This window comes from Rhizobium sp. NFR12 (assembly GCF_900108545.1).
Taxonomy (GTDB): domain Bacteria; phylum Pseudomonadota; class Alphaproteobacteria; order Rhizobiales; family Rhizobiaceae; genus Neorhizobium; species Neorhizobium soli.
This window is the reverse complement of sequence record NZ_FNWM01000001.1, coordinates 1,181,377-1,206,570: the sequence shown is the minus strand read 5'-3', so window position 1 is coordinate 1,206,570 and position 25,194 is coordinate 1,181,377. Positions and strand designations below refer to the sequence as shown.

The following is a 25,194-nucleotide window of genomic DNA, read 5'->3' as shown; positions in this document are numbered from 1 at the left end:
GGTAACCGTTAGCGGCTCAGCGTCTCAAGTCGCTTTCGGTCCGATCGTGTGGCCTCGCGGTTCACGATCGGTCTTTGCCGTGAATCCCGCATCTCGTACCGATCGCCTGAGATCCGCTCTGTGGTTCCGTTCGCATGACGAACAGACAGCGAGCGCGAATTCTTAGAGGTCTTCTTCCGTCCTTCGGCCGAGACGTCCGGTGTCTCGGGTGTCGTCCCGATCGCATTGTCCTTTTGGGTGCCGGTGTTCTGCGGTCCATCAGTCACGGCTCCATTCGCCGGAGCATCAGAGGGTGTCCCCGACGTACCGGCATTTTGCGCGTCCCCGCGATTGCCCTCTCCCGGCGCACCGCTACCAGAGCCGCCCTTTCCCCCGTCACCCTTCGATCCGCCATCCGCGCCGTCACCCGCTGAGCCGCCGCTCTGCCCTGACCCGCCTTGGCCTGAACCACCTGGGCCAGAGCCACCGGGACCAGAGCCACCCGAGCCAGAACCACCTTGCCCCGAGCCACCCTGACCCGAGCCTCCCTTGCCACCATTACCGCCGGCTCCGCCCCCAGACCCTGCACCGCCATTGCCTTGCGCCTGGGCCTGGGCGATGCTGATCAGCATTCCATCCGACGCCACATCGAAACGAAGCTGCACAGGCAGAAACACCGTGACGAATGCTGCGGTGGTGACGGCGGTGAGTATGTCTCGGCGTGTGATCATCTGTTGGCTCTTCAAATGTGCCGTGACAAAGGGCGCATTGCCCGTCGTATCGGCCTCTTGCCACATGAGGTGTCAGCATCCCGCCTGCGCAGTGCACTGAGTATTTGAAATCCATCGGCCGCCGGAATTGTTCCGTCTTTTCCGTCTCTTCGGCAAGATCAGCGAAGTGTCAGCCTTTGGTCCCATACCGCACAGGACTGAAGCCCAATGGCTGGAACGAACCATCCGCTCGGCCATTGTCAGGTCGTAGCAAGGCGCTGAACACATTATCCTTTTGGGTATCAGGACATCGCCATACTCATCCAGAACGGGTCGAAAACGACCGTTGCATCTGGCGGAACATAAAACTGCCGGGCCGGTCCCGTCGCAGGCATAGAAAGGTAAACGTTATGAAAACGAAGATCCTCGTTCTTTCTACCCTTCTCAGCATCGGCATTGCGCCGGTCGCTATGGCGCAGCAGGGCACGGTTAATGGTGCAGCAGGCGGCGCGGTTACCGGCGCAATCGTCGGCGGACCAGTCGGCGCAGCCGTTGGTGGCGTCGCTGGCGCGATCGTCGGCAGCGCAATCGATCCGCCGCCGCAGCGCGTCGTCACCTATGTCGAGCAGCAGCCGATGCCAACCGAACGCGTCGTCGTCAAGGAGCGCATCGTGGTCGGCCAGGCGGTTCCTGAAACCGTCGTTCTCTCGCAGATCCCAGAAGCGCCGGAATATTCCTACACGGTCGTCAACGAGGAACGCGTGATCGTCGATCCGCAGACCCGTAAGGTCGTCCAGATCATCCGCTAATTGCGGACGAAGGATTTCCCGTCAGCCTCGCCTTCCGAAAGGAATGCGGGGCTGATTTGCATTCAGATGCCGGTCATCGGCGACGAACTCAGACCGCGCAATGCGACTTCGATATCGTTACTCGATGCGCAAATTTTCGCCCCATCTCGCTCGCAATTTGGAACAAACGTGGTGGTATTCAGTGGGCCGACCGCTAATATCTAAGGTGGCCCAAAGGCGGCGCCCGACCGGATATGTCGCCGTCACCGATCACAATGCGAAAAGCACTGGAGGACTTCATCATGAGCCTGCGTATCAACGACATCGCCCCGGACTTTACTGCCGAAACAACCCAAGGCACGATTGAATTCCACAACTGGATCGGCGATGGCTGGGCGGTTCTCTTTTCCCACCCCAAGAACTTCACGCCCGTCTGCACCACCGAACTCGGCACGATGGCGGGGCTCGAAGGCGAATTCACCAAGCGCGGCGTCAAGATCGTCGGCATCTCGGTCGATCCTGTCGAAAGCCACGGCAAGTGGAAGGACGATATTCGCACGGCAACCGGCTACGATGTCGATTATCCGTTGATCGGCGACAAGGATCTCAACGTCGCGAAACTTTATGACATGCTGCCGGCAAGCGCCGGGTCATCGTCTGAGGGCCGCACACCTGCAGACAACGCGACGGTACGTTCCGTCTACGTCATCGGGCCAGACAAGAAGATCAAACTGATCCTCACTTACCCGATGACAACAGGTCGCAATTTCAATGAAATCTTGAGGGCGATCGATTCGATCCAGCTGACGTCAAAGCATCAGGTCGCAACGCCCGCCAACTGGCAGCAGGGCGACGATGTGATCATTACGGCAGGGGTTTCGAATGAGGATGCGCTTGCGCGCTTTGGATCGTTCGACACGGTTCTTCCGTATCTGCGCAAGACGAAACAGCCGTCGGCCTGAGCCTAAGGTCCAAATGTGAAAACAGGCGCATGGAAGAAATCCATGCGCCTGTTTCAGGTCTAATTAATCGCGCTCAGCGGCAGTGTACAGAAGGAAGCCGATTGCGGCTCCAATCGCAAGCGCGCCGACGAGTGCACCGGTTGCGGTACCCGGGTTGCGGCGTACGACCTCCGAAATGTCATGGCTGCCGTGCTGCAACTGCCGCGCCACCTGACGGGCACGCGGCGCGAGATAGCTGGATGCCTCGCTTGCCGAAGAGCTGGCCTGTTTCATGAGAGCCGAACGCAGGTCGGCGAGCTGATCGGACAGACGATCGATGTCGGAGGAAATATCGCGAGCCATGGGGTATCCTTCTTGATAGGTGAATGACTATCAACGGGTACGTCGCGAGGTGGTTCCTGACTTATCTTTCTGAAGGTGCAAAAGTTCCCAGAAAAGATGTCGAGACGAAACGATCTGGGAAAATAGTGGCGGAGAAGATGGGATTCGAACCCACGATACCCTTCCGGGTATACTCCCTTAGCAGGGGAGCGCCTTCGACCACTCGGCCACCTCTCCGCACTGTTCCCAAGAAGGGAACGATGGCGTCCTACCTGCTTCGCCATGCCGGCGTCAACCATGTTGCCGCTCACGCCTGACGATTAGGGCATTTGCCCCAATGCAATCTCAGTCAGTGCTTGTTCTCGCCCCAGTATCCGATCACGCACATGCGTTTCTTGTCGTGGCCGCGGGACTTCAGATGGTTGCGGATCGGCCGAGCTTCGGACTTCTCGCAGCCGATCCAGATAAAGGCTTCAGCCCCGGCCTGCTCGATGACGGGAAGAACGACCGGGCCAAGAATGCCGGCTTTGCCAGGCGCAATGCCCTTGCGATGCAGCCAGGTGATCTCGACAGATGCGCTGGAGCAGAGTGGCAACTGATCGGCAACGTCGTCGACCTCGATAAACACCTGCAGCCGTGCATCGGCTGGCGCTTCGGCGAGGATTCGGGAAATCGCCGGCAAGGCCGTATCGTCGCCGGCAAGGATCATGTGCCGGGCATCCGGCAAACCGCCGCCGCCCGGTCCCAGCAGACCTGCGACATCGCCCGGCTCGGCATGGCGGCCGAACTCGGCACCCGGCATGGGCCGGCCGTCGCTTTCGTGTAGAACGAAGTCGATATCCATCTCGCCGCGGACCACATCGACGCTGCGGATCGTGTAGATGCGGATCACCATTTCGTCTTCGCCGTTCAGCCAGCCGAGGCGACCATCCGCACGGGTAACCGGCCAGACGGGCTTGCGGCCCTTCTTCGGGATCAGCAGGCGAATGTGGTAGTCGGCGCCGACGAACCGGGCAACGTCGTCGCAGGCAAGCGTCAGGCGGCGCATATGCGGCGTTACATGCCGCGCGGCAACGACGCGAATTTCGGTAAGGCCCGGGATTGGCGTCAGGACCGCTTCGTCATGCCAGTTCAGTTCCAGCGGCTCTTCGCCGGCAAACATGAAAAGATGCTCGGCAATCGAGCTGCGCACCAGTTGCAGCAGCTGCGCCGACGGGCAGGAAATATCGATCGAAAGGCAGCCGCCCTGCTTGCGGATATTGGCTTCGCCAACCTCGCTTGCGAGATTGACGTGGTCGCCGTCGCGCTTGACCTCGCTATGCTCGACGAAATGTTCGCAGATTTCGCACAGCATGCGCTCCGGGTCGACCGGAATTGCCTGGCCGGAAAGCGTAAACCTGTCCATCAACATTCCCGTCGCGCTCCTCTGCGCTCACCCGTTCGTCAACAGTCTCCATGAGCCGGTCAGTGTGAAAGGCCCCGTAGGGCCTTCCTGCTAAAGTTTACTCAAGTTGTCAAGTTACCAAACCTTACTGACTTTCAAGGTCAGCGTACGGGCTTCGCCGTAGCCGCAGAAATACATCGTGTTGCAGCCTGCGACATATTCCTTGTCGAACAGGTTGGTCACGTTGAGAGCAGCTTTCCAGTCGTTCTTTTCATAACGGATACCCGCATCGAACACGGTCGCATCCTCCACGCGAAGCGTATTGGCGTCGTCAGCCCAGGACTTGCCGCGGTAGCGCACGCCGGCACCCAGACCCAAGCCTGCGAGCGGACCGTCCGTCACGGTGTAATCCAGCCAAAGCGATGTCTGCGCGTTCGGCACCACCGCCGGCGTATTGCCCTCCAGCGAGGAATCGCCAGGGTTTTCGGTGAACTCGAGATCCGTATAGGAGGCGGCGGCAATGAGCTTCCAGTTGCGATCCAGATTGAACTTGCCTTCGAGTTCAACACCGCGTGAGCGGACTTCGCCGAGCTGACGGTCACCGATGGCCGGGATACTGACCGTATAGTTCTGCTTGTCGATCTGGAATACAGACGCCGTCAGACTTCCGTCGAGCCAGGTCGGCTCGTACTTGACACCGGCCTCGTACTGCTCGCCTTCTTCGGGCTTCAGCGCGCCATCCGCACCGGTGCCGACAAGCGGGCTGAAGAAGGTGGAGACGCTGGCATAGGGCGTGACACCGTTTTCGAATTCGTAGGCGATGCCTGCACGGCCGCTCCAGGCGGTATCGTTCAGCTTGGCATCACCGGTGCCAAGGCGGTCGTCAACCTCGCTTTCAAGATAATCGAAGCGACCGTTGAGGGTGGCGACCCAGCCTCCGCCAAACTTGATCTGGTCCTGAACATAGGCACCGACCTGATTGATCGTGTAGATCTGATGCGTCGAAGGCACGAGTGTTGGTGTTGGCAGGTCATTGCTCGGATTGAGCGGATCGTATTGCGGCGGATAGGACCCGAACGGTGTCGCGAGCTGATCGTTGTCGAGACGGTAGTAGCGATAATCCACGCCAGCCATCACCTTGTGGGTCGCGCCGCCAAACTCGAACTCGTTCTCCAGCCGGTTGTCGACATTGAATGAGTCCGCCGAAGAGCGCACGTCGTCTGCGTAGGTCAGCACCAGGCCATCGGTCTGCGACAGGAAGTCGAACGCGTAGATCTGGCGTTCGCGCTTGTCGAGATGCGCGTAACGCAGGTTCTGCGTGAACTTCCAGCCGCTATCGAACTCATGCTCGAACTCGTAGCCGACCATTGCCTGGGTCGAACGACCGATGTCGAAGTCGGGGTCGCCGACAAACACGTCTCGGTCAAGCTTGCCGAACACGGGATTGTTTTCCACCGTGCCGGTATAGGGCAGCAGACCGTTGGACGTATGGGTCTGATCGAGCTTGCTGACGGAGGCCCAGACATTGAGGCTGGTCGTGTCGGTCGGCTGGAATGTGATCTGCGGCATGAACACGCCGCGGATGTCATCCTGCTCATCCGAATAGCCCTGGCCGCCGGAAAGCTTGCCCGTGAAGCGGTAGCTGACGACATCGCTGCCGAGCGCCTTGTCCGAGAAGTCGAAGCCGGCATAACCGCTGCCGTTGCTGTCCACTCCGAGCTCGGTGTAAAAATAGGGCTCGTCCGTCGGACGCTTGCGCACCAGGTTCACGACACCGCCGGCATTGGCGCCCCCGAGCAGAACCGATGCCGGGCCTTTAAGAACTTCCACGCGCTCCAGCAGGAACGGATCGATCTGGAAATTGCCGAAGGCGTGGCTGGTCAGAGCCAGATTGTCGTAGAAGAGACCGGTCTGCGACGCGTTGAAGCCGCGCACATAAATCCAGTCGGTATCGGGATCCGAACCGTAAGGCTGCGCAAAGACGCCGGGCGTATATAGAAGCGCCTGATCGACCTTGTCGACGACGCCGCGATCCTCCAGCTCCTGCCGTCCGACGACGGATACGGACTGCGGAATTTCATTGATCGGCGTATCGGTCTTGGAACCCGTGGTCGTCTGCTTGGCAACGTAACCCTCAACAGGGCCGGTACCGCCGCCTTCCGTTCCTTGGCCCTCGATGACGATAGGTGCAAGCGTTGTCCCCTCGCTCTGCACCTGCGCCCGCGCGCTAAACGATGCGCTGAGCGCCATAAGGGCAACCCCTGCCCCAAGCGCCGCCTTCACCTTGTTCTTCCCCAACATTCCACTCATATTCGCCCCACTCACGCCGCCACACTACCTGGCACAATAGATGAGTGTTTAACTCAAATTAAACGCCGTCGCTTGCCCGCATCCGCGATATTTGAACGATCTTGGGCAAAGTTGCTGGACTGAACCCCATCGCAGCCGATTCAAACCGAGTGTGACTTTTTCCATTTCGACGGCGTGGTGCCGACATGCTTGCGGAACACGCGGCTGAAATGGGCGTGATCGGCAAAGCCGCTCTCGACCGCGATTTCGGTCAGCGGCCGGGCGCCGGAAATCAGCATCTGCTTGGCACGGTCGAGCCGGGCATTCATCTGCCACTCGTGCGGCGCAAACCCTGTCGACGCCTTGAACGAGTGGCTGAAATGCGATTGCGACAGCCCTGTCAGGGCCGCGATCTCCTGTAGCCGAATGCTGCGAAGGCAATTGGCCTCGATGAATTCCACAGCGCGCCGCAACTGCCACGGGGCAAGTGTGCTGCGCTTGCGGGTGTCCGAGAGTTTGACGATCTTCAGCACATCGACGAGCAGCGCGACCGCCAGTCCATCGCCGTAGAGATCATGGAGCGGGTCCGGATTGGCGACTTCCATCGCGATCAGCTGCGCCAGCGACATCACGCGCGGATCGGCAAACAGAAGATGCGGCTCCGTCAGACGCCGCGGATCGAGTTCGTCCATCAGCCGGCGCCGCAAACCATCCGCATCGAAATGAATGTCGAGGTGCCGCACATACTGGACGTCTTCGATATCCACCCAGAGATCCATTTCGGCCGGAATATAGGAAATCGGGCTTTTGCAACTGTCCTGCGGCGAACCGCCTGCCCGGGGACTGCGTTTAACCAGCGGCCGTCCACCACCCCGGTGCTCCAGCAGGATGAAAAGTCGCGGATCCTGCGCCACGTAATAACCGCCCGCATGCGGGCCGCATTCCACATCCCACAGATCTACGGTGATCCCATTCCAGTGCCTTCGACGCATGCCGCCGATGACCGAAAAACCCTCGATCTGGTTTCGCATCCGAGGCTGGAAGGTCATCGATTCACCGTGGCACATTAAACTTGCTTGTGATTATCAAGTTTAAGCGCTTGCATCAATCCCCGCCAATTCCGGTTGCCCGTTGCAGAGGATCACGGTGATTGCACCCGGCGCAACATCTGCTACGCCGGGGCCAAATTCGGTTACGGCAGCGTATAGGCTGTCTTCACTACGGTGAAGAATTCCGCTGCATATTTGCCCTGTTCGCGTGAACCGAAGGACGACGCCTTGCGGCCGCCGAACGGAACGTGGAAATCGACGCCCGCCGTCGGCAGGTTGACCATCACCATCCCGGCTTCGGAGTTGCGCTTGAAATGCGTCGCATGCTTCAGGCTGGTCGTGGCGATGCCGGCGGAAAGGCCGAACGGCGTATCGTTGGCAACGGCGAGCGCCTCGTCATAATCCTTGACCCGGATAACCGACACGACAGGGCCAAAAATCTCTTCCTGGCTGATGCGCATCTGGTTGGTCGCTTCGGTAAACAGCGTCGGCTGCAGATAGAAGCCGGGCGTATCGCGAGACACGACCTCGCCGCCGAAGGCAAGCTTGGCGCCCTCGCTTTTGCCAATCTCGATGTAGTCGGTATCCTGCTTGAGCTGCCGTTCGTCGACGACGGGACCGATATGCGTGCCGGCCTTCAGTGCATTGTCAACGGTCAGTGACTTCAGCTTGTCGGTCATGGCAGCCACGAACTTGTCGTGGATGCCTTCCGTCACGATCAACCGCGACGAGGCCGTGCAGCGCTGGCCGGTCGAGAAGAAGCCGGAATTGGCAGCGGCTTCAACGGCGACGTTAAGGTCTGCATCGTCAAGCACCACCATCGGGTTCTTGCCGCCCATTTCCAGCTGGAACTTGCGGTTATGCTCGATCGAGGCGAGCGCCACCCGCTTGCCGGTGCCGGTCGAGCCTGTGAACGTGATGCCGCCGAGATCCCGGCTGTCGAGCATCGCCTGACCGACCACCGATCCGCTTCCCATCACCAGGTTGAGCACACCCTTCGGCAGGCCTGCGCGGTGGAGAATATCGACGATCGCCCAGGCGCAGCCCGGCACGAGTTCGGCCGGCTTGAAAACGACCGTGTTGCCGTAGCAAAGCGCCGGCGCGATCTTCCAGGCCGGAATGGCGATCGGGAAATTCCACGGCGTGATGATGCCGATGACGCCGAGCGGTTCGCGGGTGATCTCGACGGTAATGCCCGGCCGTGCGGACGGCACGATCTCGCCGGTCAGGCGCAGCGCTTCGCCCGCGAAGAAGTCGAAGATCTGCGCCGCGCGCGTCACCTCGCCGATCGCCTCGGGCAGGATCTTTCCTTCTTCGCGGGCCAGCAGCTTGCCGAGCTCTTCCTTGCGGGCCAGGATCTCGTCCGCGGTCTTCTTCAGGATCGCGTGCCGCTCCAGGATGCCGGAACGCGACCATGCGGGAAACGCGGCCTTCGCCGCCGCGATCGCGGTCTTGGTATCCTCGGCACTTCCCCGTGCATAAAGCCCCACAACATCTTTCGTGTCGGACGGGCTGATATTCTCGGACGCATCCGTGCCGACCCATTCGCCGGCAATCAGGTTCTGGTAGATCGTCATTGCAAAATTCCTATCTCAGATATCGTCCGGATGCCCGGCCGTGGTGAATGCACCGCCTTGATAAATGACCGCGGGATCGGCCGGATCGTCAACTGCAGCTGCCTCCACTTCCACGCGCCATTTGGCGGATGTGTCCTGCGGTCTCCAGCCAAGGAAGGACGCGTTGCCGTTGTCCCACCATTGTTCGTCGTTTGCCGAAGCGCCGTAGACAACCGTATGACCAAGCCGTGGAGCGGAAAAGGCCCGCCCGCAAAGCGATACAAAATCCTGATAGCTCAGCCATGTCGCGAGCATACGACGGGTGAGCGGCTTGTCGAAACAGGATCCGATCCGCATCGACAGCGTCTCCTGCGCAAACTTCTGCCAGTACATGCTGGCAACCGCCTCGCCGAACACTTTGGAAACACCATAGAGCGAATCTGGCTTCGGCGCGACGCTGTTGTCGATGAATTCGTCGCGTCTGTAATAGCCGACGACATGGTTGGAACTAGCAAACACGATGCGCGGCTTGCCGCTGTGACGCGCAGCCTCGTAGAGATTGTAGAGGCCAACGATATTGGCCTGCAGGATCATGTCGAACGGCTTTTCGATCGAAACACCACCGAGGTGGATGATACCGTCCACGCCTTCGACCAGTTTGGCAACGGCTGCGGCATCGGACAGATCGCAGCGCACGAAACTCTGGTTCGCACCGGGGTCATCGATCTCAGTGAGATCCGACAGCACCACTTCTTCTGCAAGCTCGCTCAGCAGCGGACGAATTCCGCGCGCAAGCCCGCCGGCGGCGCCGGTCAGCAAAAGTCTCTTCAGCATTGATCCTCCCCAGGACAGCTTCCTATCACAATGTCATCATACATGATGACCTAACTCATACTATAAGATGCGCGAGGGAGGTCAAGCAGGCGGCGGCGGATTGCCGGCGATCAGTTGGCGCAGCACCTCCATATCCTGACCCAGCGGGCGATCGTCCGCGTAGATGGCCACATGCTGCCGCACCAAATCATGCACGACGCGGGTGCCGTTTCCGGGAGAATTGGTTTCGGCGAGAATGTCCTGCGCCTGGACGCCCGCCATCAATTCGATCGCAAACACCTGTTCGGCATTGTCGAGTATGGCGAGCAGCTTGTTGGCTGCCGCGGTCGGATGCGCCAAAAAGTCCTCCTGAAGCCCCGACGTGAGACCGCCATCGGTCGCGGCGGGCGCGGCCAGCCGACGGTTGTCGTTGACGAGTGCGGCAGCTGTATACTGCGCGATCATGAAGCCGGAATGGCTTCCCGCATCGGTCGCAAGAAACGGCGGCAGGCCGCTCACCAGCGGATTGACCAGTCGGTCGATGCGACGTTCGCTCATGGCCGCAACCTGGGCAATGGCACTCGCAAGCGCATCGGCGGCATGCCCGAGCGCCGGCGCCACCGCATGGGCTTCGGACCAGACGAGCGGCGCACCCGGCGTGCCGGCAATTGCAGGGTTGTCGGTGACGGAGGCAAGCTCCTGATCGACAATTCCGCACGCGTGGGCAAACACGTCGCGGGCGGCGCCATGCGCATGCGGTATGGCGCGAAGACTGAGCGCATCCTGTGTTCGACGCCCGACCGCGGCCGCGATGATACCGCTTCCCTGAAGACGCGACCGCAATGCCGCTCCGACCATAGCGATGCCGGCCGAAGGCCTCAGCGCCAGCACATCCTCGTCGAAAGCCGCCATCTGGCAACCGGCAGCCTCCAGCGTCACAGCGGCAATCGCATCGGCCCAGTCGAGTAACCGTTCGGTACGCGCGAGCGCCACGCAGGCAAGCCCGGTCGAGCAGGCGGTGCCGTTGACGAGGCTGAGCCCTTCCTTGGCGCCGAGCACCAACGGTTCGAGCCCGATTGCGGCAAGCGCCGCGCGGCCGGTCATCCGCTCCCCCGCCACGCAGGCATGTCCCTCGCCGATCAGCACCAGCGCCGTATGGGCGTTGTGAATGAGGTAGCCGGCCGAGCCTTTCGACGGCATATCCGGAATGCAATCGGCCTCGAGAAACCGGCACAGGTATCGAACGATATCAGGGCGTACCCCCGAATACCCATGCACGAAATTGCCGATCTGCGCTGCGATCACCGCCCGCACCTCGCGGCGGCCAAGCAGTGGCCCGACACCACAGGCATGGCTCATGACGATATTGCGCGAAAGCCGGCTCTGCGCCTCGCGATCGACGACCGTATCGGACAGCGCGCCGACGCCCGTGGTGATGCCGTAGGCCCTGACGCCGCTTTCCACCAATGCCTCGACGATGCGTCGGGCATAGGCGACGCGGTCCCAAGCCGCTGGCGAAAGCGCGAGATCCTCGCCTTCCGCAACGTGAGCGACATCACGCCACGTCAGTACCTTGTCGAGAAGGATCGTCACGGGCAGCGTCCCTTGAAAAAGCCGGGGTCGGCAAAAGCGCCACGATAGGCGCCGCAAGGCATAAGGCAAAGTCCCGGCAGCGGCGTCGATGTGTCAGGCGACGGCAGGATAGCCAAGCACTGCGGCCTGCCGCTCAAGCTCGAGCAGGCTCTCGTAACGGCAATCGTCGAGAACTGCGAAACCGGACAGCGCCAGCACGTCACGCACATCCGCAAGCGACGGGTCAACGAGGGCTGCCTCAAGCGCGGATCGCAAAAGCGCCACCTCGTCATCGGATGTAGATGCCCGGGTGATCAGCGGCAGTCCCGGCCCCGACGGCGTCTGCGCCAGCACGACAATGTCAGCCATATCCTCAGCCGCGAACCGCTTCACATGTCCATACGTGATGCAGTCGATCGCAGCGCAATCCGCCCTGCCCTCGGCAACCGCCGCGATGCTGGCCGCATGCCCGCCGGTTTCGATCACCTTCCCGAAAAAGCTTGGTCCGCACGCAATCGGCGCGATCGCCGCGCGAAAAAGATTGGCACCCGAATTGCTGTCGCGACTGTTGATCGCCGCCGTCCGCCCACGCAGATCTTCAAGCGAGGATATCCCCGCATCCCTCCGAACGATCACGAAGCTGCACATGTCCGGCCCGTCGCAGCCGGGATAGGCATAGCAAGGCGTCGCCACCAGCCGCACGTTTCCGCGCAGACTGGTGACGTAAGGGTATCCGCAGGTCTGCGACAAAAGCAGATCCGGTCGCATCCAGGCATCGTCATGGGTGATCGAACGATCGAGCTTACCGGGAACCCCGGCCATGCCGGCATCGGTCAGGTGACGCGCAAGAAACGCCCACAGCGCATCCGTTGCCTCAGCAACCGGTGGCGGCGCGACATACATCGCCAAACTGGCGAGCCGCGCCGGGCTGTCCATCAATGCAGACCGCCGACACCGAGCAGACGGTCCACCGTCTGCTGATCCTTGGAAAGCGCATCCGGCGTGCCGCTCCAGGCAATGCGCCCGCGCTCCAGAATGATGACGTCTTCCGCGAAATCGAGCGCGCTCTGGATCCGCTGCTCCACCAGAAGGATGGTCATGTCGCCTGAGGTCGCAAGTGCCGCGAATGCAATCATCAGTTCCTCGCAGATGACGGGGGCGAGTCCCTCCAGCGGTTCGTCGAGAAGCAACACGGAGGGACGGCCGAGAATGGTGCGGGCCGTCGTCAGCATCTGCTGCTCGCCGCCGGAAAGCTGGTTGCCCAGATTGCTGCGCCGCTCCTTCAGCCGCGGAAACATGGCATAGGCCTCCTCGATCGCATCCTTCGGGCGCGCCTTCAAGCCGACGAACAGGTTTTCCTCCACCGTCAGGCTCGGGAATACACAGCGTTCCTGCGGCACATAGCCGAGGCCCGCGCGGGCACGGTCGGCGCTCGCGGCAGTGCTGATATCGGCACCGTCAAGCGCAATCCGTCCGCCGTAACGACGGGTCTGCCCGGCAAGGCTCGCAAGCAGCGTCGTCTTGCCCATGCCGTTGCGGCCGAGAACGGCCAGCCGCCGTCCAGCCGGGACCGTGACGGTGATGTCTTCCAGCACCCTGGTCGGGCCGTAGCCCGCCGACAGGTTTTCGATCTCAAGCGACGCGGCCGGCATCGGCATAGCTCCCCAGATAGGCTTCCCTGACGCGGGGATCGCGTGTGGCGTCGCCCGGCGCGCCGTCGAAAATGACAGCGCCGGCGGCAAGCACCACGACCTTTTTGGCAAACCGGAAGACGAGATCCATGTCATGCTCGATCATCAGCACCGCCAGATCGGCCGGCAGTTCGTCGAGCGCCTGCTCGATCAGCCCGACATCGCTCTGCGGCACGCCGGCCGCAGGTTCGTCGAGAAGAAGTACTTTCGGCTTCAAGGCGAGCGCGATGGCGATCTCCAGAAGACGCTGCTGACCATAGGCGATCTCGCGGACCTTGCGGTGCATGAGCGCGGTCAGCCGCAATGTCTCGAGACGGTGCTCCACCTCCTGCATCACGTCAGGCATGGTCAGGAAATTGCCGAAGATACGGCCGGACCGCCCTTCCCGCTGCAGGACCGCAAGTCCCAGATGTTCGGCCGCCGTCATATCCTGAAACAGCCGTGTCACCTGGAAGGACCGCACCAGCCCGCGTTTGACGCGAGCGCTTGCGTCGAGCCCGGTGATCACCTCGCCGCCCAGCCGCACCTCGCCGGAACTGGGGGCCAGCGTTCCCGTCACCAGATTGACGAAGGTCGTCTTGCCGGCACCGTTCGGGCCGATCAACGCCACCCGATCGCCCGCCGCCATGGACAGCGACACATCGTTTGTGACCACCAGTCCGCCGAATGACTTGTTGAGGGCGACGACTTCGAACACGGGATTTCCGACAGCTGCGGTCATGGCCGTCCCTCCCGCCGTTTTTCAAGAAGCGCCGCCACCGTTCCGTAGATGCCCTTCGGCGCAAACAGAACCACGGCAATCAAAAGCGCGCCGACCATGGTGAGCCAGTGGAACGGATTGACTGACGAGACATAGTCCTGGAACATCATGAAGGCGACGGTGCCGGCAAGGGCGCCGAACAGCGATCCCGTGCCGCCGAGTGCCAGCATGACCAGCGCTTCCGCCGACTGGGTAAACGACAGCGTATCGAGCCCGACCACCTGCGTGGAGATGGCGTTTAGCGCGCCGCCCAGCCCCGCGACAGCGCCGGAAATGCCATACATCTTGACGATCGCCCGCTTCGGCGAGGCGCCCATCGCCCGGATCCGCAGCGGATCCTCCTTGAGACCGCGGCACAGCATGCCGAACGGCGACCGCACGAGGATGCGCAGGAGAACGAACACGACGAGCAGCATCACGACCGCGAAAACATAGGCCGTATTGCCGAACAGATCGAATTCGAAACGGCCGAAGATCGGATCCGGCGCGATCCCCGAAAGACCGTCGCTGCCACCGGTAAAGGACGACATCTTGTTGGCAAGCTCGTGAAACAGATGAATTAGCGCGATCGACAGAACCAGCTGCGGCAGGCCATGGGCACGCAGCATGACGAGCCCCGACAACAGCCCGGCAAGCGCTCCACCGATAAGACCCGCAAGCGTCATCAGCAGCGGATCGTTGATGCCGAAATGGGCAGAGAGGATGCCGGCCGCATAGGCGCCGCTGCCAAACAGCGCCGCATGACCAAGCGTCGCCACGCCGCAATAGCCGGTAACGAGATCGAGCGAAATCACGAGCAGCGCCACCGCGATGATCCGCGTCAGAAGCGCCAGATTATCCGGAAAGGCAAAATAGCCGATCGCCGCGGCAAGGACGATCACGCCGAACCCCACGACATCGCGCATCAGCGAACGCCGACGGCGCATTGCGCCCATATCCCTCGAACTCACATCAACCGCCATTCTATTTCGCCCCCTTCATGAGGCCGTTCGGAAACACGCAGATGATGGCGATCACCGCAAGGTAGAAGAAGAACTCGCCGAACTCGGGCAGGAGATAGCGGCCCGTCGTATCGACCGCGCCGAGCAGCAGGCAGGCGAGCAGCGTGCCCCCGATCGAGCCTGCCCCGCCGACGGAAACGACGACCAGGAATGTCACGAGATAGCGCAGCGCATAATAGGGTTCGACCGGCAGCAGCTCCGCCCCGACCACGCCGCCGAAGGCCGCAAGCCCGACCGCGACCGCAAAGCTGACCGCATAGATGATTTCGGTGCGAACCCCCAGCGCTGAGGCCATCGCCGCATTGTCGACCGAGGCCCGCAGCCTGATGCCGAAACCGGTCTTCTCGATCGCAAGCCACAGGCAAAGCGCCACGGCAAGACCGCAGAAGATCGCAAACAGCCGATGCGCGGAAATGCTGCGGAAACCGAGATCGACCGGCTGCTGCAGCATATCCGAAAGCGGAATGGTCTTCAGCGTCGGCCCCATCAGGTAATTGGCAAGCCCGATGATGCAAAAGGTGATACCGATCGTCATCAGCACCTGCGTCAGTTCCGGCGCGCCATAGATGCGCCGATAGAGAAACCGCTCGATCGGCACCGCAATCACGATCGTCGCAACCACGGCGGCAAGGATAGCCGGCGCATAGCCAAGGCCGAGATCCCGCGAAACGTAGGAGGCGACGTAGCCGCCGATCATCGCGAAGGCACCATGGGCGAGATTGACTACCCGCATCAGCCCCATCGTCACCGAAAGCCCGATCGAAATCACGAACAGGATCATGCCATAGGCGAGCGCATCGATACCGATGCTCAAAATCGTCTGCAACCGTCTCGCCTCCCATGCGGTCCTGAACTGCAGGCTGCTTATAATTGAAGCCGAAGGTCAAGAAAATTGCTGGGGTGACAAAAGCCGGAATTCACCCGACATGGGGTTATCCACAGAGCGGGGCTACGGCATGGCGAACGAAGCGAACCGACCATGCACGAACGCCACCAGCTGCCTCGTGGCCGACCAGTCGCCAGCGAGTGGCCTAGAAGTTGCCGGCAACCGTGCTCCCGAATGACGCAACCGAACCGACGAAGCTGCCAATCATCAAAAACCCACGGCCCGCCCGCATGAAGATCTTTTGCTAATGTGAGGAAACCTTTTGCCCGCCATCGGGTTAAGTCACCGTAGGGAATACAAGGAAACACCATAATGATGAAGCTTCTCGCAGTAACGATCCTTTCCGCTGGTCTCGCAACGTCGGCTATGGCCCAGACGGCAACGTCCGGCACCGCCGCAGACCGCAGCAACGTACAGCAGAACACCGCAGGCGAAGGTGGCAACATCCCGCCGAAGCCAGCAGCTTCCGGCACTGTCGATTCGACTGCTACCAACAGCACCATGACCGGCAGCAGCACGATGGGCGAAGGCAGCAAGAAGTGCAACAACGGCGGCCAGCCAGGTGACGCAGCCAACTCGGGCAACCTCCCGAACAACACCGGCACAACCGTCCAGGGCACCAACTGCTAATCAGCAGTTTTTCCCCAAAAGCGCTCTCCGCGATATCGCGGGGGGCGCTTTTTTTTGGGGTGTAATCACGTTCGCGGATAGGTTGCCGACCTGTCGTCCATTGTTCGGATGGAGAGCACGGGCAAAGCGTCTGCGTTACGATATTTGGGATGCGGTTTAATCTTTTATGATCACACCGCAGCTCGAAAACATTCACGAGCGCTTGGCTAGGGTCGTTACAGAGAACCTGCCCTGGCAGAAGCTGATTGCCCGTTACGATCGACCGGGCACTCTCTTCTATCTCGACCCGCCGTATTGGGGAAACGCGGATGACTATGGGAAAGCCTTCTTCAGTCGTGAGCAGTTCGAGGAGATGGCCGAGGTACTAGGCTCGCTTCGAGGCCGCTTCATCCTGTCGTTGACGATGTTCAAGGCGTCTTCGAAACGTTCTCAAAGTTTCACATGGAGGAAGTCGATTGCGTCTATTCGGTTGGTGGGAATGGACATAGCAAGATCGTCAAAGAGGTGGTTATATCAAGTCTCAAACGAGAGATGAGTTATGACGAGTAGGGCAGACGAGATTTCGGTAAGTGCTGGCTGGGACGGCCAATCGGCAAACGTGAAGGTCAAAAGCCGGTTCTTCTCAGCTTGGGATCGTTTTTTTGGCCTCAAAGCGGACAAGGCTGGTTTGGGCACGGCGCGTGAAGTCGAGGTGAGCCAAGCCATGACCAAGAGCCGCGTGACACTCATTGAGGCTGCTACCATAGCCGTAGCCAATCAAATCAGTGAGAACCCTGAACTCGCCCGTAAGGCACTTGCGGTTTTCGACCGTATGAATGCTCAGTACGACAACACGGCCGCTACAATGGTATTAGTAGCAGAAGAGCTAAAGTCGGAAGCAGCGCCTGCGCTGCCCACCTCTATCGATGGTCCCGACACCCTTGATGAAGATCTTCTCAACAGATGGGAGCAATACGCCGGAGCGGCCTCCTCTGAGCGAGCACGCGAAAAGTGGGCACGCGTACTTGCGTCCGAAATAAGAGCACCCGGGACGTTTTCTATAAAGTCTCTTCGCGTCATTGACGAAATCGATCCTGAAGTCGCGCGGTTGTTCGAGCGCTTATGCCTTAGTCGGGTCGGGCGCTGGATCCCCGATATTTCACATGGTTTGGACCGAGCTGAGCTCGAACGGCTGAGTGACGCAGACCTGATAAGAGAGGATGAGTTTCCGCGGAGCGTACCTTTCAGCGATGGATCCAAAGGGGACGGAACAAAATGGTGGATGATTCGCGGAGTTGAATATGGAGTTGCCATAAGCCAAGACGCTCCATTGAAGGTCGATCGATCCGTCCTGAACCTCTCAGACAAACTTAGGTTTAAAGACGGCGTACCGGTGATCAATGTCTTAGTATTCACGGATACCGGTGACATTGTAGCCAAGATCGCCCCCAATACTCCTGAGGTAGCCTTCACCAATCTTTTCAGTGGTCTACTGAAATATGTCGACCGACCAGGGATCGAACTGTTGAGAAAGATTGAACGTATCGGTTTTGTAGACGTCGAAACGTCCACGCCTTAGCTGATCGAAAAATAGCCGCTGTGACATCTCTTACTGAATTTTACATTTCCGAAACCGCATGTCAAAATTTCGGAAATTCGCGTCCGGCTACACCGCGTCCGGCTACAACTGCTGTTGTCTGTCACCAGTATCCGGAATATGTGGGAATCTCTGGTATTATCCGGGATCAAACGGTAACTCGTTGAAACATAAGCTTTTGCCGGGCCTCGATTGAAAACCGTCGCAGTGCTGCTTTTGACACCGTGCATTGCGAAACTTACTTCGTTTCAGCCCGATCGAGCCATGTACGCTTTGGTCTTCGAGCCCTCTTCGAAACACCTTTCAAATAGATTTATGATCCATCGACGCCCGTTAAATCAAGGAGTTTGGAACGTCACTGGCTGGGCTCGCGCTTACAGCTTGCCGGGATTTTGCGTCCGAATAGTGAAATAGATTCCCACATGGGCGTGGGAATCTATGTTATTTCTAGTTTATGAAAGCATTTCAATGATTTAACTACCGACATCTCGTTGGGAGAATTCCACATACGTTAGTTGCCTTCAGCGTCTGCAACAGAGGTTGATAGATGCTGATAGGGTGACGCATTGAGCCTCGCCTCGATAGCGAAGGCCAAGTCATACATTAGCCCGTAAACCGCATCTTCAAATTGGTTATAGTAGCTGATCTCTCCAATCAGATTTCGCTTACCGTGGGCGATGTCATTGCGCCGCTGCACGAGGGTGCGAAGTTCAATCCTTCTCGCTTCGACAAATTCGGACCTTATGTCCGCACCTTCGAGTAACTCGATGAGCTTATTCGGCCAGAGATTTGAGTCCGTCTCAACCTCTGGAAACGACGGAATTTCGAGTGCTTGGATAGTGTGGAAAGAATCCAACGCGACGATCATCTCGGCTGCCGGGAGCGACCGAATTACTTTCATGGATTTAGAATGAGCTAGTATTCGAGTTGGTGTCGGGAGCACGTGACACCCGACAATCGACCTCTCAACTTCGGCGAAGAAAACGCTGAGAGCGTTTTTCACAAAACCTTCGTAGTGCGCATACAGCATGGTCCAAGCGGCTCTAAGTAGGCTGCTTTTTTGATTGCTAGTGATATCGTCGCGAACAAGAAGGATTTTCAGGGCGCCGAGCTCTGTCTCCCGCCAATCGAGATCCTGTGTGATCTTATCTAAAGCGCTCATTACGATCTGAGATAGTGAGAGACAACATCAATGCGCTGGTAAAGTTTCTGAACGGTGTTGGCACCTGGTCCTGTTGCATCTTTAAAATCGTCACTCTGAAACGCTTCTCTAAGCTTACCGATAACCTCCATAGGATTTTGCCGACGTATATTGTCCGGGTCTGCCGACACGCTGGCGCATACGGCCTCATAATAGGCAGGCGCCAACCGGCCTGTCGCTTCACCATGGGAGTTAAAGCGAGTGAACGCCTGATCGCCGAAAGTATCGGCGATCACGTCGAACGTTTCGACGAAATTACTTTCTAGTTCTCCTAGATCGACACGAATACGCTCGAAAAGTACGTCCTCCATGAAGCCATCCAGCCATTCTTCGATGTTCCCTTTAAATCGATCTTTCGCGGCGATTAAAGCAAAGAAGCGGAGGACGAGCTCTTCATCCGCTCGGAGATCCCTCATCGAAGCTGGAAGACGTGCGATAGCTGCTTTAAATGGACGGTACGCGGCAAGGTTCTGAATCAAGTCATAAAAACGATCGCCGCCTTCGACCATTCGCGACGAACAATTCCGAATTTCTTGCGCGGATAGAAGTGAGCCTCCAGTATTCAACCTTTTGAACAATTCGTACTTAACAAACGAACTTCCTGCCCGATGGATAATGGTCGCACGAATGGGAGTGCGTTTAACTTTAAGTCTGAGCAGTGAGTCTAGAGTATTGAATGTTTTACCGTTTAACTCTTCCATGAAGTCGCAGCCCGAGAGAACAAGCTCAGGCTCGTGGATCGCTACGTGATCAAGGAACTGAAGAGCAGAGCTCGTTCTCTGAAGACCATCGATTAGTTCCAGCACCCCATTTTCATTCTCGATAAGGAATATGGGCGGGATAGGTAACCCCATGAGTACGGACTCAATAAGCCTGGATCGCTGCTCGTTACTCCATCTAAACAGTCTTTGATATTCGGGCCGGATTATGATTTCTTTATCTCTGTGAAGATTAAGAAGCTCTCCAAAAGAAAAATCCACAGCAGTAGTGCGTATTTCTGAGATGGTTACATCATGGTATGTCACGTTCATTTCCTCAGATATCAATTTGGCACTTAACGCACTGGTAATGGGGCGTGCCCGGTGAACATGATCCGTCCGCTTACTTGAAGTTCATCAACTCTATCAGCCGTGAATTCTTCAGGTGCATATCCTGCGGCTACATTATCAGAAGTTAGAAATAGTTTTCCATCTATCGTCCACCGAGCTCTCTTGATTAGAGCGCGATCCATTACGTTGAAGTGATAAATTCTTCCGTCGTCGACGACTTTTTTTGACGAATCCGCGATCAGTAAAGCCCCATCTGGAATAGTTGGCCACATTGAATCGCCTCTAGCTTCTAGCACGTAGCAATGATCGGGACTGGCTCCAAGATTGCGGAGAAAGTCGCGCGCGAAAGCGACTTCGCCCACTGGCAACTCATTTACGGGAATAAGCCCTTTACCGGCGGAAGCACGCGCGTCGAATCGTGGAAGTCGGACCACATTGTCGTCCACGACACTAGAACCCGTTTCGGAAGCGCTGAAAATTTCGCCAACACCACTAAGTAGCCAATTGAGGTTTACCCCTTTTCGTTGGTGAAGTGTTTCCAAAAAACTCCAGTCTGGGAGACGATCGCCGCGCTCGTAGTTCCCAAGAGTGCTGTCTGGCACTCCCAAATCTTTGGCGAACTCCTTACGGATCCGGCCCTCTCGCAGCACTGCAAGTCGCGCCCCGATACCTTCCAACTTCTTAGCAGGTCTACCCATGTCTAAACCACGAATGAGGTTTACAAAAACCCATTTGTGTTTTACCCTCCATAAATACGGACCAAATCACCAATGAAAAGGGAGACCGGCCAGGGCCTCCCTCCTCACACAAGGATCCACTATGCACCGGCCCCAGCAGGCGGACAAGAAGACCCGTAACCCGATCGACAAGATTAGCGAAATGGCGACCGTTAAGAGCAAACTGCTCGTGGCCGGCCTTACGCTTCTTGATATCGACCGATCCTATCTGTTGCCGCGCGGGACCGCCGGAACGACGCTCCGCGAGCCCAACGCGGCGGGGGAAAGGGCGATCGCTGCAGCTCTCGGTACAAAGCCACATCTACTGTGGCGCTCGCGTTACCACGGCTCCGGTCTGCGGAAATCTCCTCAACCCCGCGAGAACTATGAGCGGCCCGCAACGATGGCACAACGCCAAAACGGAGCGGTGGCATAGACATGCGCAACCCGTTCATTCCGTCCCAATCCCGTGTCTGTGACATGGCAAATCTCGTCATGGTTTTTACCGTCGTCGTCGCCGGCCTCGTTGCCGCAAGCGCGAGCCTCATCATGCAGGTGATGCAATGATCGACCGCTTTGACCTAAAGGCGCTCTACGAAGCGCATCTGCATGCATGCGTCGCTGCGGTCCGCGAAGGCTTCCCCCATCTCGCCATTCGCGAAATCCTCGACCCACCGCATGAGTGGTTCGATGCGGCTCTCGCCCGCCAGGTCGCCATGCACCTGATGATCATCGAGCTGAAATGGCCGAAGCGCCGCGTCGTCGAGACTGAGGACCGCTCCCGCGAGGCGATCAACCGAGCGCTGCGCACCATCAACACCCGCATGGAAAGCCCGAGATTTGAAGCCCACTACCGCGCGATGGCGCGGCGTGTGCACGCGCTCATCTCCTTCCAGACCACAGCAGAAGAAGCAGTCGCCTAATGGCCGAGTTCAAACGCATCCTAATTTCCGAGATCGTCATCCCCGAACGCCTCCGTGCGGTCGAGGAAGAGCAGGCTGTGGCGATTGCACAAAGCATCGTTGAACACGGTTTGATCAATCCCATCACCGTTCGAGCTACACCAAATGCCAAGGGCGGGAAGTTCACTTTGGTCGCAGGTGCGCACCGGATGCGCGCGGAACAGATCAACGAGGAAACCGAAATCGACGCCATGATCGTCCTCGGCGATAAGGCTGAGGCGCAGCTTATCGAAATCACTGAGAACCTGTTCAGAAACGACCTCTCTGTCATCGACAGAGCCGTCTTTGTTCAGACTTACCGCGAGGTATGGGAGGCAAAGCACGGCGCAGTCGAGGCGGGTCGCCCAGGAAATAGGGTAAACATTACCCAATTAATCGCGGACGAGGCAGCAGCTGTGGGTGGCTTTACACGCCACGTCGCCGATCGAATGGGGGTATCACGCGAGACCGTCAAGTTACTGAGCCGCATAGCTCAGAACCTGCACCCTGACGTTCGCTCAGCAGTCCGCGGCACCGCTGTCGCCGACAACCAGTCTGCCCTTTTGAAGATTGCCAAGATGGAGCCGCTGAAACAGCGCCAGACGGCAGTTGCTTTTCGGACGGAGCCCGACCTCAAGAAAGCGCTGGCACTCGTCGATCCTCCGGCGCAGCTTTCGAAAAAGCAGATCGAGCAAGCGACCCTCCTCTCTCGGCTCGTCACCGCTTGGGAAGACGCCAGCGAAGAAACTCGCTCGCAGTTCCTGGAGCACATCGGCCTTGCCGAAGGCGCTGACCCGCTGATGGCTGAGATCAAGAGCGAGGCGAACGATGAGTAATCATCCGAGCCAGCTCGATCTCTTCCTGGAGCCCCTCTTCCCGGTGCGCCAAGCCGCCGTCTCGATCGACATCGAGCGTTTCCGTTCCAAGCTCAAGCGCGCGATGGCGAAGGCCATCCGCGAGTGCCCGCATAACCGCGAAGTCATCGCAGCTCGCATGGCGCAGTACCTTGGTCTGCCCAACCTCTCGAAAATGACAATCGACGCCTACACGGCCGAGAGCAAAGCAACGCACGATATCAGCCTTGTTCGCTTCAAGGCCTTTGTCCGCGCGACCGGAGCGGTCTGGCTTTGGGATTTCGTCGTCTCCGAGGATGGCCTGATCATGCTTGAGGGCGACGAGGCACGCCTCGCCGAAATCGCCCGGCTTCAGCAGGAACAGCGTGCCCTCGCCAAAGACCTAAAGACGCTCCTCTCGGTTCCGATCAACATCAAACGACGCGGACGCTAGCGTGAAGCAGTTCTACTCCATTGCCGAACTGGCCTCCGCGAACCTTCCGGATTTGCCGCGCACGGAAAAGAGCCTGGACAACCTTGCTCGCAGTTCGTGGCGTGCTGATCCGAACACGGCACGCCGCGTACCCGGCAAGACAAAGCCAGTCTGGGAGTATCACTTCTCTCTGCTGCCGTCGGCAGCGCAGATGCGCCTCCTAATTATCCATTCCGCACCGGCGAATGACGATCGCGACCTCAAGGCCGAACGTCGGCAGGTGCTTTGGGACCGGTATGAGAAGCTCTCAGCCGAGCATAAAGCCACATGCGAACAACGTTTGAAAGCCCTTCAAATGGCGGCTGAGCTTGAAGACGCCGGCATGTCGGCGAAGGCAGCTGTCACGATGGCGTGTCGCAAGGCCGGCATCGCAAAGTCCGCGTTGTATGAATGGCGCGGTATGGTCGAAGGTGTCGATCGGCAGGATTGGGTTGCTGCGCTCGCGCCGAGCTATCAACCGGATCGCTCTCGCTCGGAATGCCATCCGAAGGCTTGGGAATACATCACGTCCGACTTCCTGCGGCCTGAGGCACCGAAGTTCTCGGCCTGCTATCGTCGCCTCCTCGTCGCCGCCAACAAAGAGAAATGGAACCCGGTTCCGCACGAGCGATCCCTGAGGCGCAGGCTGGACGCCGAAGTGCCAGAGGCTGTCCAAAAGCTTGCCCGAAAGGGCAAGGAAACCGCCAAGGGCCTCTATCCTGCTCAGCGCCGCACGCGCTCGCACCTCCACGCCATGCAGATGGTCAACATGGACGGTCACAAGCTCGATGTCTTCGTGCGGGTGCCTTGGTCCGAGCAGCCGGTTCGCCTCTTCCTTCTCGGCATTCAGGATCTCTATTCCGGCAAGGTTTTGGCCTGGCGGATCTCCGACAGCGAGAACAAGGAAACAGTGCGACTGGTCATCGGCGACATGGTCGAGCAGTTCGGCATTCCGGAACGCATCTACCTCGATAACGGCCGCTCGTTTGCCTCGAAGTGGATCTCCGGTGGCGCTGCGACCCGCTATCGCTTCAAGGTCCGCGACGAGGATCCAGAGGGTCTGCTGGTCACGCTCGGCATCGAGCCTCGCTGGACGAACCCCTATTCCGGTCAGTCGAAGCCGATCGAACGCGCATGGGGCGACCTTGCGGAGAACATTTCGAAGCATCCGTTCTGCGCCGGCGCCTATACCGGCAACAAGCCGGACGCCAAGCCTGAAAACTACGGCAACCGCGCTGTTCCGATCGACGAGTTTCGCGAGCACATCGGCCGCGAAATTGCCGAGCACAACGCCCGGATCGGCCGCAAGGCTCAGACCTGCAACGGTCGCAGCTTCGATCAGACCTTCGAGGAAAGCATCGCGCATCCCGGCACGATCGTCCGGTGGCCGTCGAAGGCGCAGCGCTCACTGTGGCTGCTCGCCTCCGAGATCATCCGTAGCCAGAAGGGTAGCGGCGAAATCCACTACCACGGCAATCGATATTGGAGCCGCGAGCTTAACCAGCACGCCGGTCAGAAGGTCACCATTCGCTTCGATCCCGACAACCTGCACGGCTCGATCAAAGTCTACGACTTGAAGAATGTTCTGATCTGCGAAGCGCCTTGCATCGCCGACGCTGGCTTCGACGATCAGGAAGCCGCTCGCCAGCATGCCCGCAAGCGCCGCGATTATCAGAAGGCTATCGCGGCAGAGAAGGCCGCTCACACGGCGCTTACGGCCGGCCAGCTCGCGGACATTCTCAAGAAAGGCGAGCCTTCGACAGCGCCAGCGCCGACGCCAGTCCGCTCGAAGGTCACGCGCCTCGCGACCGGAAATCTCGCGGTGCAGATGCCAGCGCCGAGCGACGAACACGCCTTTGAAGACAGTTTTTCCCGCGCCTTGTCCCGAGTGGCTGACGAGCGCGCGGTCCTTGAATTCCCGAGAGGGGATCGGTCGGCGAAGTAACAGCCGACTGAATAGCAGAGCCGAAGTGTATTGCGTCCGGTTCCAAAAAAAAGGGCGAGACCAAAAGTCT

General features: G+C 59.0%; 27 protein-coding genes and 1 tRNA gene. 11 read left to right on the top strand and 17 right to left on the bottom strand.

Features of this window, described 5'->3' with window-relative positions; all coding sequences use genetic code 11:
• Positions 1–8 precede the first annotated feature (8 nt).
• The gene (locus BLW69_RS22695; RefSeq protein WP_162734960.1) at positions 9–710 is read right to left on the bottom strand and encodes a hypothetical protein; all 702 of its coding nucleotides are present in this window, start codon (positions 708–710) and stop codon (positions 9–11) included.
• A 389-nt stretch (positions 711–1,099) separates the two neighbouring features.
• Between BLW69_RS22695 and BLW69_RS05865 the strand changes: the two genes are divergently transcribed.
• Together BLW69_RS05865 and BLW69_RS05860 are read left to right on the top strand one after the other, a co-directional pair.
• Positions 1,100–1,498 (top strand): DUF1236 domain-containing protein, encoded by a 399-nt coding sequence (locus BLW69_RS05865; protein ID WP_062455989.1) that lies wholly within the window; start codon positions 1,100–1,102, stop codon positions 1,496–1,498.
• Positions 1,499–1,779: 281 nt separating this feature from the next.
• Positions 1,780–2,439: a peroxiredoxin gene (locus BLW69_RS05860; RefSeq protein WP_092660551.1), complete on the top strand. Its 660-nt coding sequence runs from the start codon at positions 1,780–1,782 to the stop codon at positions 2,437–2,439.
• Positions 2,440–2,502: 63 nt separating this feature from the next.
• Here the strand turns inward: BLW69_RS05860 and BLW69_RS05855 are convergent, their stop codons facing one another.
• The 13 genes from BLW69_RS05855 to BLW69_RS05795 all read right to left on the bottom strand — a co-directional run bounded on the left by BLW69_RS05855 (position 2,503) and on the right by BLW69_RS05795 (position 15,701).
• Entirely contained in the window at positions 2,503–2,781 is a 279-nt protein-coding gene (locus BLW69_RS05855) for a hypothetical protein (RefSeq protein ID WP_092660549.1), read from the bottom strand.
• Between the two features lie 126 nt (positions 2,782–2,907).
• Positions 2,908–2,997: transfer RNA gene (locus tag BLW69_RS05850), tRNA-Ser, on the bottom strand.
• 112 nt (positions 2,998–3,109) lie between these two features.
• Positions 3,110–4,165 (bottom strand): siderophore-interacting protein, encoded by a 1,056-nt coding sequence (locus BLW69_RS05845; RefSeq protein ID WP_244474057.1) that lies wholly within the window; start codon positions 4,163–4,165, stop codon positions 3,110–3,112.
• Between the two features lie 114 nt (positions 4,166–4,279).
• Entirely contained in the window at positions 4,280–6,454 is a 2,175-nt protein-coding gene (locus BLW69_RS05840) for a TonB-dependent siderophore receptor (RefSeq protein WP_092660547.1), read from the bottom strand.
• Positions 6,455–6,594: 140 nt separating this feature from the next.
• On the bottom strand, positions 6,595–7,482 hold the full coding sequence (locus tag BLW69_RS05835) for a helix-turn-helix domain-containing protein (RefSeq protein WP_092661083.1): 888 nt from the start codon (positions 7,480–7,482) through the stop codon (positions 6,595–6,597).
• A 143-nt stretch (positions 7,483–7,625) separates the two neighbouring features.
• The gene (locus tag BLW69_RS05830) at positions 7,626–9,059 is read right to left on the bottom strand and encodes an aldehyde dehydrogenase family protein (RefSeq protein WP_092660545.1); all 1,434 of its coding nucleotides are present in this window, start codon (positions 9,057–9,059) and stop codon (positions 7,626–7,628) included.
• A 15-nt stretch (positions 9,060–9,074) separates the two neighbouring features.
• Positions 9,075–9,872, bottom strand: a complete 798-nt coding sequence (locus BLW69_RS05825; protein ID WP_092660543.1) for an NAD-dependent epimerase/dehydratase family protein — start codon at positions 9,870–9,872, stop codon at positions 9,075–9,077.
• Between the two features lie 81 nt (positions 9,873–9,953).
• The gene (gene hutH / locus BLW69_RS05820) at positions 9,954–11,444 is read right to left on the bottom strand and encodes an HAL/PAL/TAL family ammonia-lyase (protein WP_092660541.1); all 1,491 of its coding nucleotides are present in this window, start codon (positions 11,442–11,444) and stop codon (positions 9,954–9,956) included.
• Between the two features lie 93 nt (positions 11,445–11,537).
• Positions 11,538–12,359 (bottom strand): phosphate/phosphite/phosphonate ABC transporter substrate-binding protein, encoded by an 822-nt coding sequence (locus BLW69_RS05815; RefSeq protein WP_092660539.1) that lies wholly within the window; start codon positions 12,357–12,359, stop codon positions 11,538–11,540.
• The gene (locus BLW69_RS05810) at positions 12,359–13,075 is read right to left on the bottom strand and encodes an ABC transporter ATP-binding protein (protein ID WP_092661081.1); all 717 of its coding nucleotides are present in this window, start codon (positions 13,073–13,075) and stop codon (positions 12,359–12,361) included. Before BLW69_RS05810 ends, BLW69_RS05815 begins: the two co-directional genes overlap by 1 nt.
• Complete coding sequence (locus BLW69_RS05805) at positions 13,056–13,835, bottom strand: ABC transporter ATP-binding protein (protein ID WP_092660537.1); 780 nt, start codon at positions 13,833–13,835, stop codon at positions 13,056–13,058. Before BLW69_RS05805 ends, BLW69_RS05810 begins: the two co-directional genes overlap by 20 nt.
• Positions 13,832–14,836, bottom strand: coding sequence for a branched-chain amino acid ABC transporter permease (locus BLW69_RS05800; protein WP_092660535.1), 1,005 nt, complete (start codon positions 14,834–14,836; stop codon positions 13,832–13,834). The genes BLW69_RS05805 and BLW69_RS05800 overlap by 4 nt, the downstream gene beginning before the upstream one ends.
• Position 14,837: 1 nt before the next feature.
• Positions 14,838–15,701 (bottom strand): branched-chain amino acid ABC transporter permease, encoded by an 864-nt coding sequence (locus BLW69_RS05795; protein ID WP_280141281.1) that lies wholly within the window; start codon positions 15,699–15,701, stop codon positions 14,838–14,840.
• A gap of 372 nt (positions 15,702–16,073) precedes the next feature.
• On the opposite strand from BLW69_RS05795, the gene BLW69_RS05790 reads away from it, so the two are divergent.
• The 3 genes from BLW69_RS05790 to BLW69_RS05780 all read left to right on the top strand — a co-directional run bounded on the left by BLW69_RS05790 (position 16,074) and on the right by BLW69_RS05780 (position 17,949).
• Positions 16,074–16,391, top strand: a complete 318-nt coding sequence (locus tag BLW69_RS05790; protein WP_092660533.1) for a hypothetical protein — start codon at positions 16,074–16,076, stop codon at positions 16,389–16,391.
• Between the two features lie 166 nt (positions 16,392–16,557).
• Entirely contained in the window at positions 16,558–16,926 is a 369-nt protein-coding gene (locus BLW69_RS05785; RefSeq protein ID WP_092660531.1) for a DNA adenine methylase, read from the top strand.
• Between the two features lie 3 nt (positions 16,927–16,929).
• Positions 16,930–17,949 (top strand): DUF2806 domain-containing protein, encoded by a 1,020-nt coding sequence (locus BLW69_RS05780; RefSeq protein WP_092660529.1) that lies wholly within the window; start codon positions 16,930–16,932, stop codon positions 17,947–17,949.
• Between the two features lie 529 nt (positions 17,950–18,478).
• Here BLW69_RS05780 and BLW69_RS05775 read toward each other — a convergent pair.
• Genes BLW69_RS05775 through BLW69_RS05765 form a run of 3 tightly spaced genes read right to left on the bottom strand, consistent with a single transcriptional unit; the run spans position 18,479 to position 20,915 of the window.
• On the bottom strand, positions 18,479–19,129 hold the full coding sequence (locus BLW69_RS05775) for an MAE_28990/MAE_18760 family HEPN-like nuclease (RefSeq protein ID WP_162759458.1): 651 nt from the start codon (positions 19,127–19,129) through the stop codon (positions 18,479–18,481).
• Complete coding sequence (locus BLW69_RS05770) at positions 19,129–20,193, bottom strand: DUF262 domain-containing protein (RefSeq protein ID WP_210184904.1); 1,065 nt, start codon at positions 20,191–20,193, stop codon at positions 19,129–19,131. Before BLW69_RS05770 ends, BLW69_RS05775 begins: the two co-directional genes overlap by 1 nt.
• A 29-nt stretch (positions 20,194–20,222) precedes the next feature.
• The gene (locus tag BLW69_RS05765; RefSeq protein WP_113469192.1) at positions 20,223–20,915 is read right to left on the bottom strand and encodes an XRE family transcriptional regulator; all 693 of its coding nucleotides are present in this window, start codon (positions 20,913–20,915) and stop codon (positions 20,223–20,225) included.
• 121 nt (positions 20,916–21,036) lie between these two features.
• Here BLW69_RS05765 and BLW69_RS05760 point away from each other — a divergent pair, with 121 nt between their 5' ends.
• From BLW69_RS05760 to BLW69_RS05740, 6 genes are read left to right on the top strand one after another with little or no spacing between them, the layout of a single operon-like run.
• Entirely contained in the window at positions 21,037–21,369 is a 333-nt protein-coding gene (locus BLW69_RS05760; RefSeq protein ID WP_092660525.1) for a helix-turn-helix domain-containing protein, read from the top strand.
• A gap of 2 nt (positions 21,370–21,371) precedes the next feature.
• A complete protein-coding gene (locus BLW69_RS23085; protein ID WP_280141280.1) occupies positions 21,372–21,500 on the top strand; it encodes a hypothetical protein in 129 nt (42 codons plus the stop codon).
• Positions 21,497–21,856, top strand: a complete 360-nt coding sequence (locus tag BLW69_RS05755; protein WP_092660523.1) for a hypothetical protein — start codon at positions 21,497–21,499, stop codon at positions 21,854–21,856. The genes BLW69_RS23085 and BLW69_RS05755 overlap by 4 nt, the downstream gene beginning before the upstream one ends.
• A complete protein-coding gene (locus BLW69_RS05750) occupies positions 21,856–22,710 on the top strand; it encodes a ParB N-terminal domain-containing protein (protein ID WP_092660521.1) in 855 nt (284 codons plus the stop codon). Before BLW69_RS05755 ends, BLW69_RS05750 begins: the two co-directional genes overlap by 1 nt.
• Complete coding sequence (locus BLW69_RS05745; RefSeq protein ID WP_092660519.1) at positions 22,703–23,161, top strand: hypothetical protein; 459 nt, start codon at positions 22,703–22,705, stop codon at positions 23,159–23,161. Before BLW69_RS05750 ends, BLW69_RS05745 begins: the two co-directional genes overlap by 8 nt.
• A 1-nt stretch (position 23,162) precedes the next feature.
• Positions 23,163–25,124, top strand: coding sequence for a transposase domain-containing protein (locus tag BLW69_RS05740; RefSeq protein ID WP_092660518.1), 1,962 nt, complete (start codon positions 23,163–23,165; stop codon positions 25,122–25,124).
• The last annotated feature ends 70 nt before the right edge of the window (positions 25,125–25,194 follow it).

Bases quoted from the DNA above. Each gene is read 5' to 3' on its own strand.
- BLW69_RS22695 (WP_162734960.1), bottom strand. From the start codon at position 710: ATGATCACACGCCGAGACATACTCACCGCCGTCACCACCGCAGCATTC.
- BLW69_RS05865 (WP_062455989.1), top strand. From the start codon at position 1,100: ATGAAAACGAAGATCCTCGTTCTTTCTACCCTTCTCAGCATCGGCATT.
- BLW69_RS05860 (WP_092660551.1), top strand. From the start codon at position 1,780: ATGAGCCTGCGTATCAACGACATCGCCCCGGACTTTACTGCCGAAACA.
- BLW69_RS05855 (WP_092660549.1), bottom strand. From the start codon at position 2,781: ATGGCTCGCGATATTTCCTCCGACATCGATCGTCTGTCCGATCAGCTC.
- BLW69_RS05845 (WP_244474057.1), bottom strand. From the start codon at position 4,165: ATGGACAGGTTTACGCTTTCCGGCCAGGCAATTCCGGTCGACCCGGAG.
- BLW69_RS05840 (WP_092660547.1), bottom strand. From the start codon at position 6,454: ATGAGTGGAATGTTGGGGAAGAACAAGGTGAAGGCGGCGCTTGGGGCA.
- BLW69_RS05835 (WP_092661083.1), bottom strand. From the start codon at position 7,482: ATGACCTTCCAGCCTCGGATGCGAAACCAGATCGAGGGTTTTTCGGTC.
- BLW69_RS05830 (WP_092660545.1), bottom strand. From the start codon at position 9,059: ATGACGATCTACCAGAACCTGATTGCCGGCGAATGGGTCGGCACGGAT.
- BLW69_RS05825 (WP_092660543.1), bottom strand. From the start codon at position 9,872: ATGCTGAAGAGACTTTTGCTGACCGGCGCCGCCGGCGGGCTTGCGCGC.
- BLW69_RS05815 (WP_092660539.1), bottom strand. From the start codon at position 12,359: ATGGACAGCCCGGCGCGGCTCGCCAGTTTGGCGATGTATGTCGCGCCG.
- BLW69_RS05810 (WP_092661081.1), bottom strand. From the start codon at position 13,075: ATGCCGGCCGCGTCGCTTGAGATCGAAAACCTGTCGGCGGGCTACGGC.
- BLW69_RS05805 (WP_092660537.1), bottom strand. From the start codon at position 13,835: ATGACCGCAGCTGTCGGAAATCCCGTGTTCGAAGTCGTCGCCCTCAAC.
- BLW69_RS05800 (WP_092660535.1), bottom strand. From the start codon at position 14,836: ATGGCGGTTGATGTGAGTTCGAGGGATATGGGCGCAATGCGCCGTCGG.
- BLW69_RS05790 (WP_092660533.1), top strand. From the start codon at position 16,074: ATGATGAAGCTTCTCGCAGTAACGATCCTTTCCGCTGGTCTCGCAACG.
- BLW69_RS05785 (WP_092660531.1), top strand. From the start codon at position 16,558: ATGATCACACCGCAGCTCGAAAACATTCACGAGCGCTTGGCTAGGGTC.
- BLW69_RS05780 (WP_092660529.1), top strand. From the start codon at position 16,930: ATGACGAGTAGGGCAGACGAGATTTCGGTAAGTGCTGGCTGGGACGGC.
- BLW69_RS05775 (WP_162759458.1), bottom strand. From the start codon at position 19,129: ATGAGCGCTTTAGATAAGATCACACAGGATCTCGATTGGCGGGAGACA.
- BLW69_RS05765 (WP_113469192.1), bottom strand. From the start codon at position 20,915: ATGGGTAGACCTGCTAAGAAGTTGGAAGGTATCGGGGCGCGACTTGCA.
- BLW69_RS05760 (WP_092660525.1), top strand. From the start codon at position 21,037: ATGCACCGGCCCCAGCAGGCGGACAAGAAGACCCGTAACCCGATCGAC.
- BLW69_RS23085 (WP_280141280.1), top strand. From the start codon at position 21,372: ATGCGCAACCCGTTCATTCCGTCCCAATCCCGTGTCTGTGACATGGCA.
- BLW69_RS05755 (WP_092660523.1), top strand. From the start codon at position 21,497: ATGATCGACCGCTTTGACCTAAAGGCGCTCTACGAAGCGCATCTGCAT.
- BLW69_RS05750 (WP_092660521.1), top strand. From the start codon at position 21,856: ATGGCCGAGTTCAAACGCATCCTAATTTCCGAGATCGTCATCCCCGAA.
- BLW69_RS05745 (WP_092660519.1), top strand. From the start codon at position 22,703: ATGAGTAATCATCCGAGCCAGCTCGATCTCTTCCTGGAGCCCCTCTTC.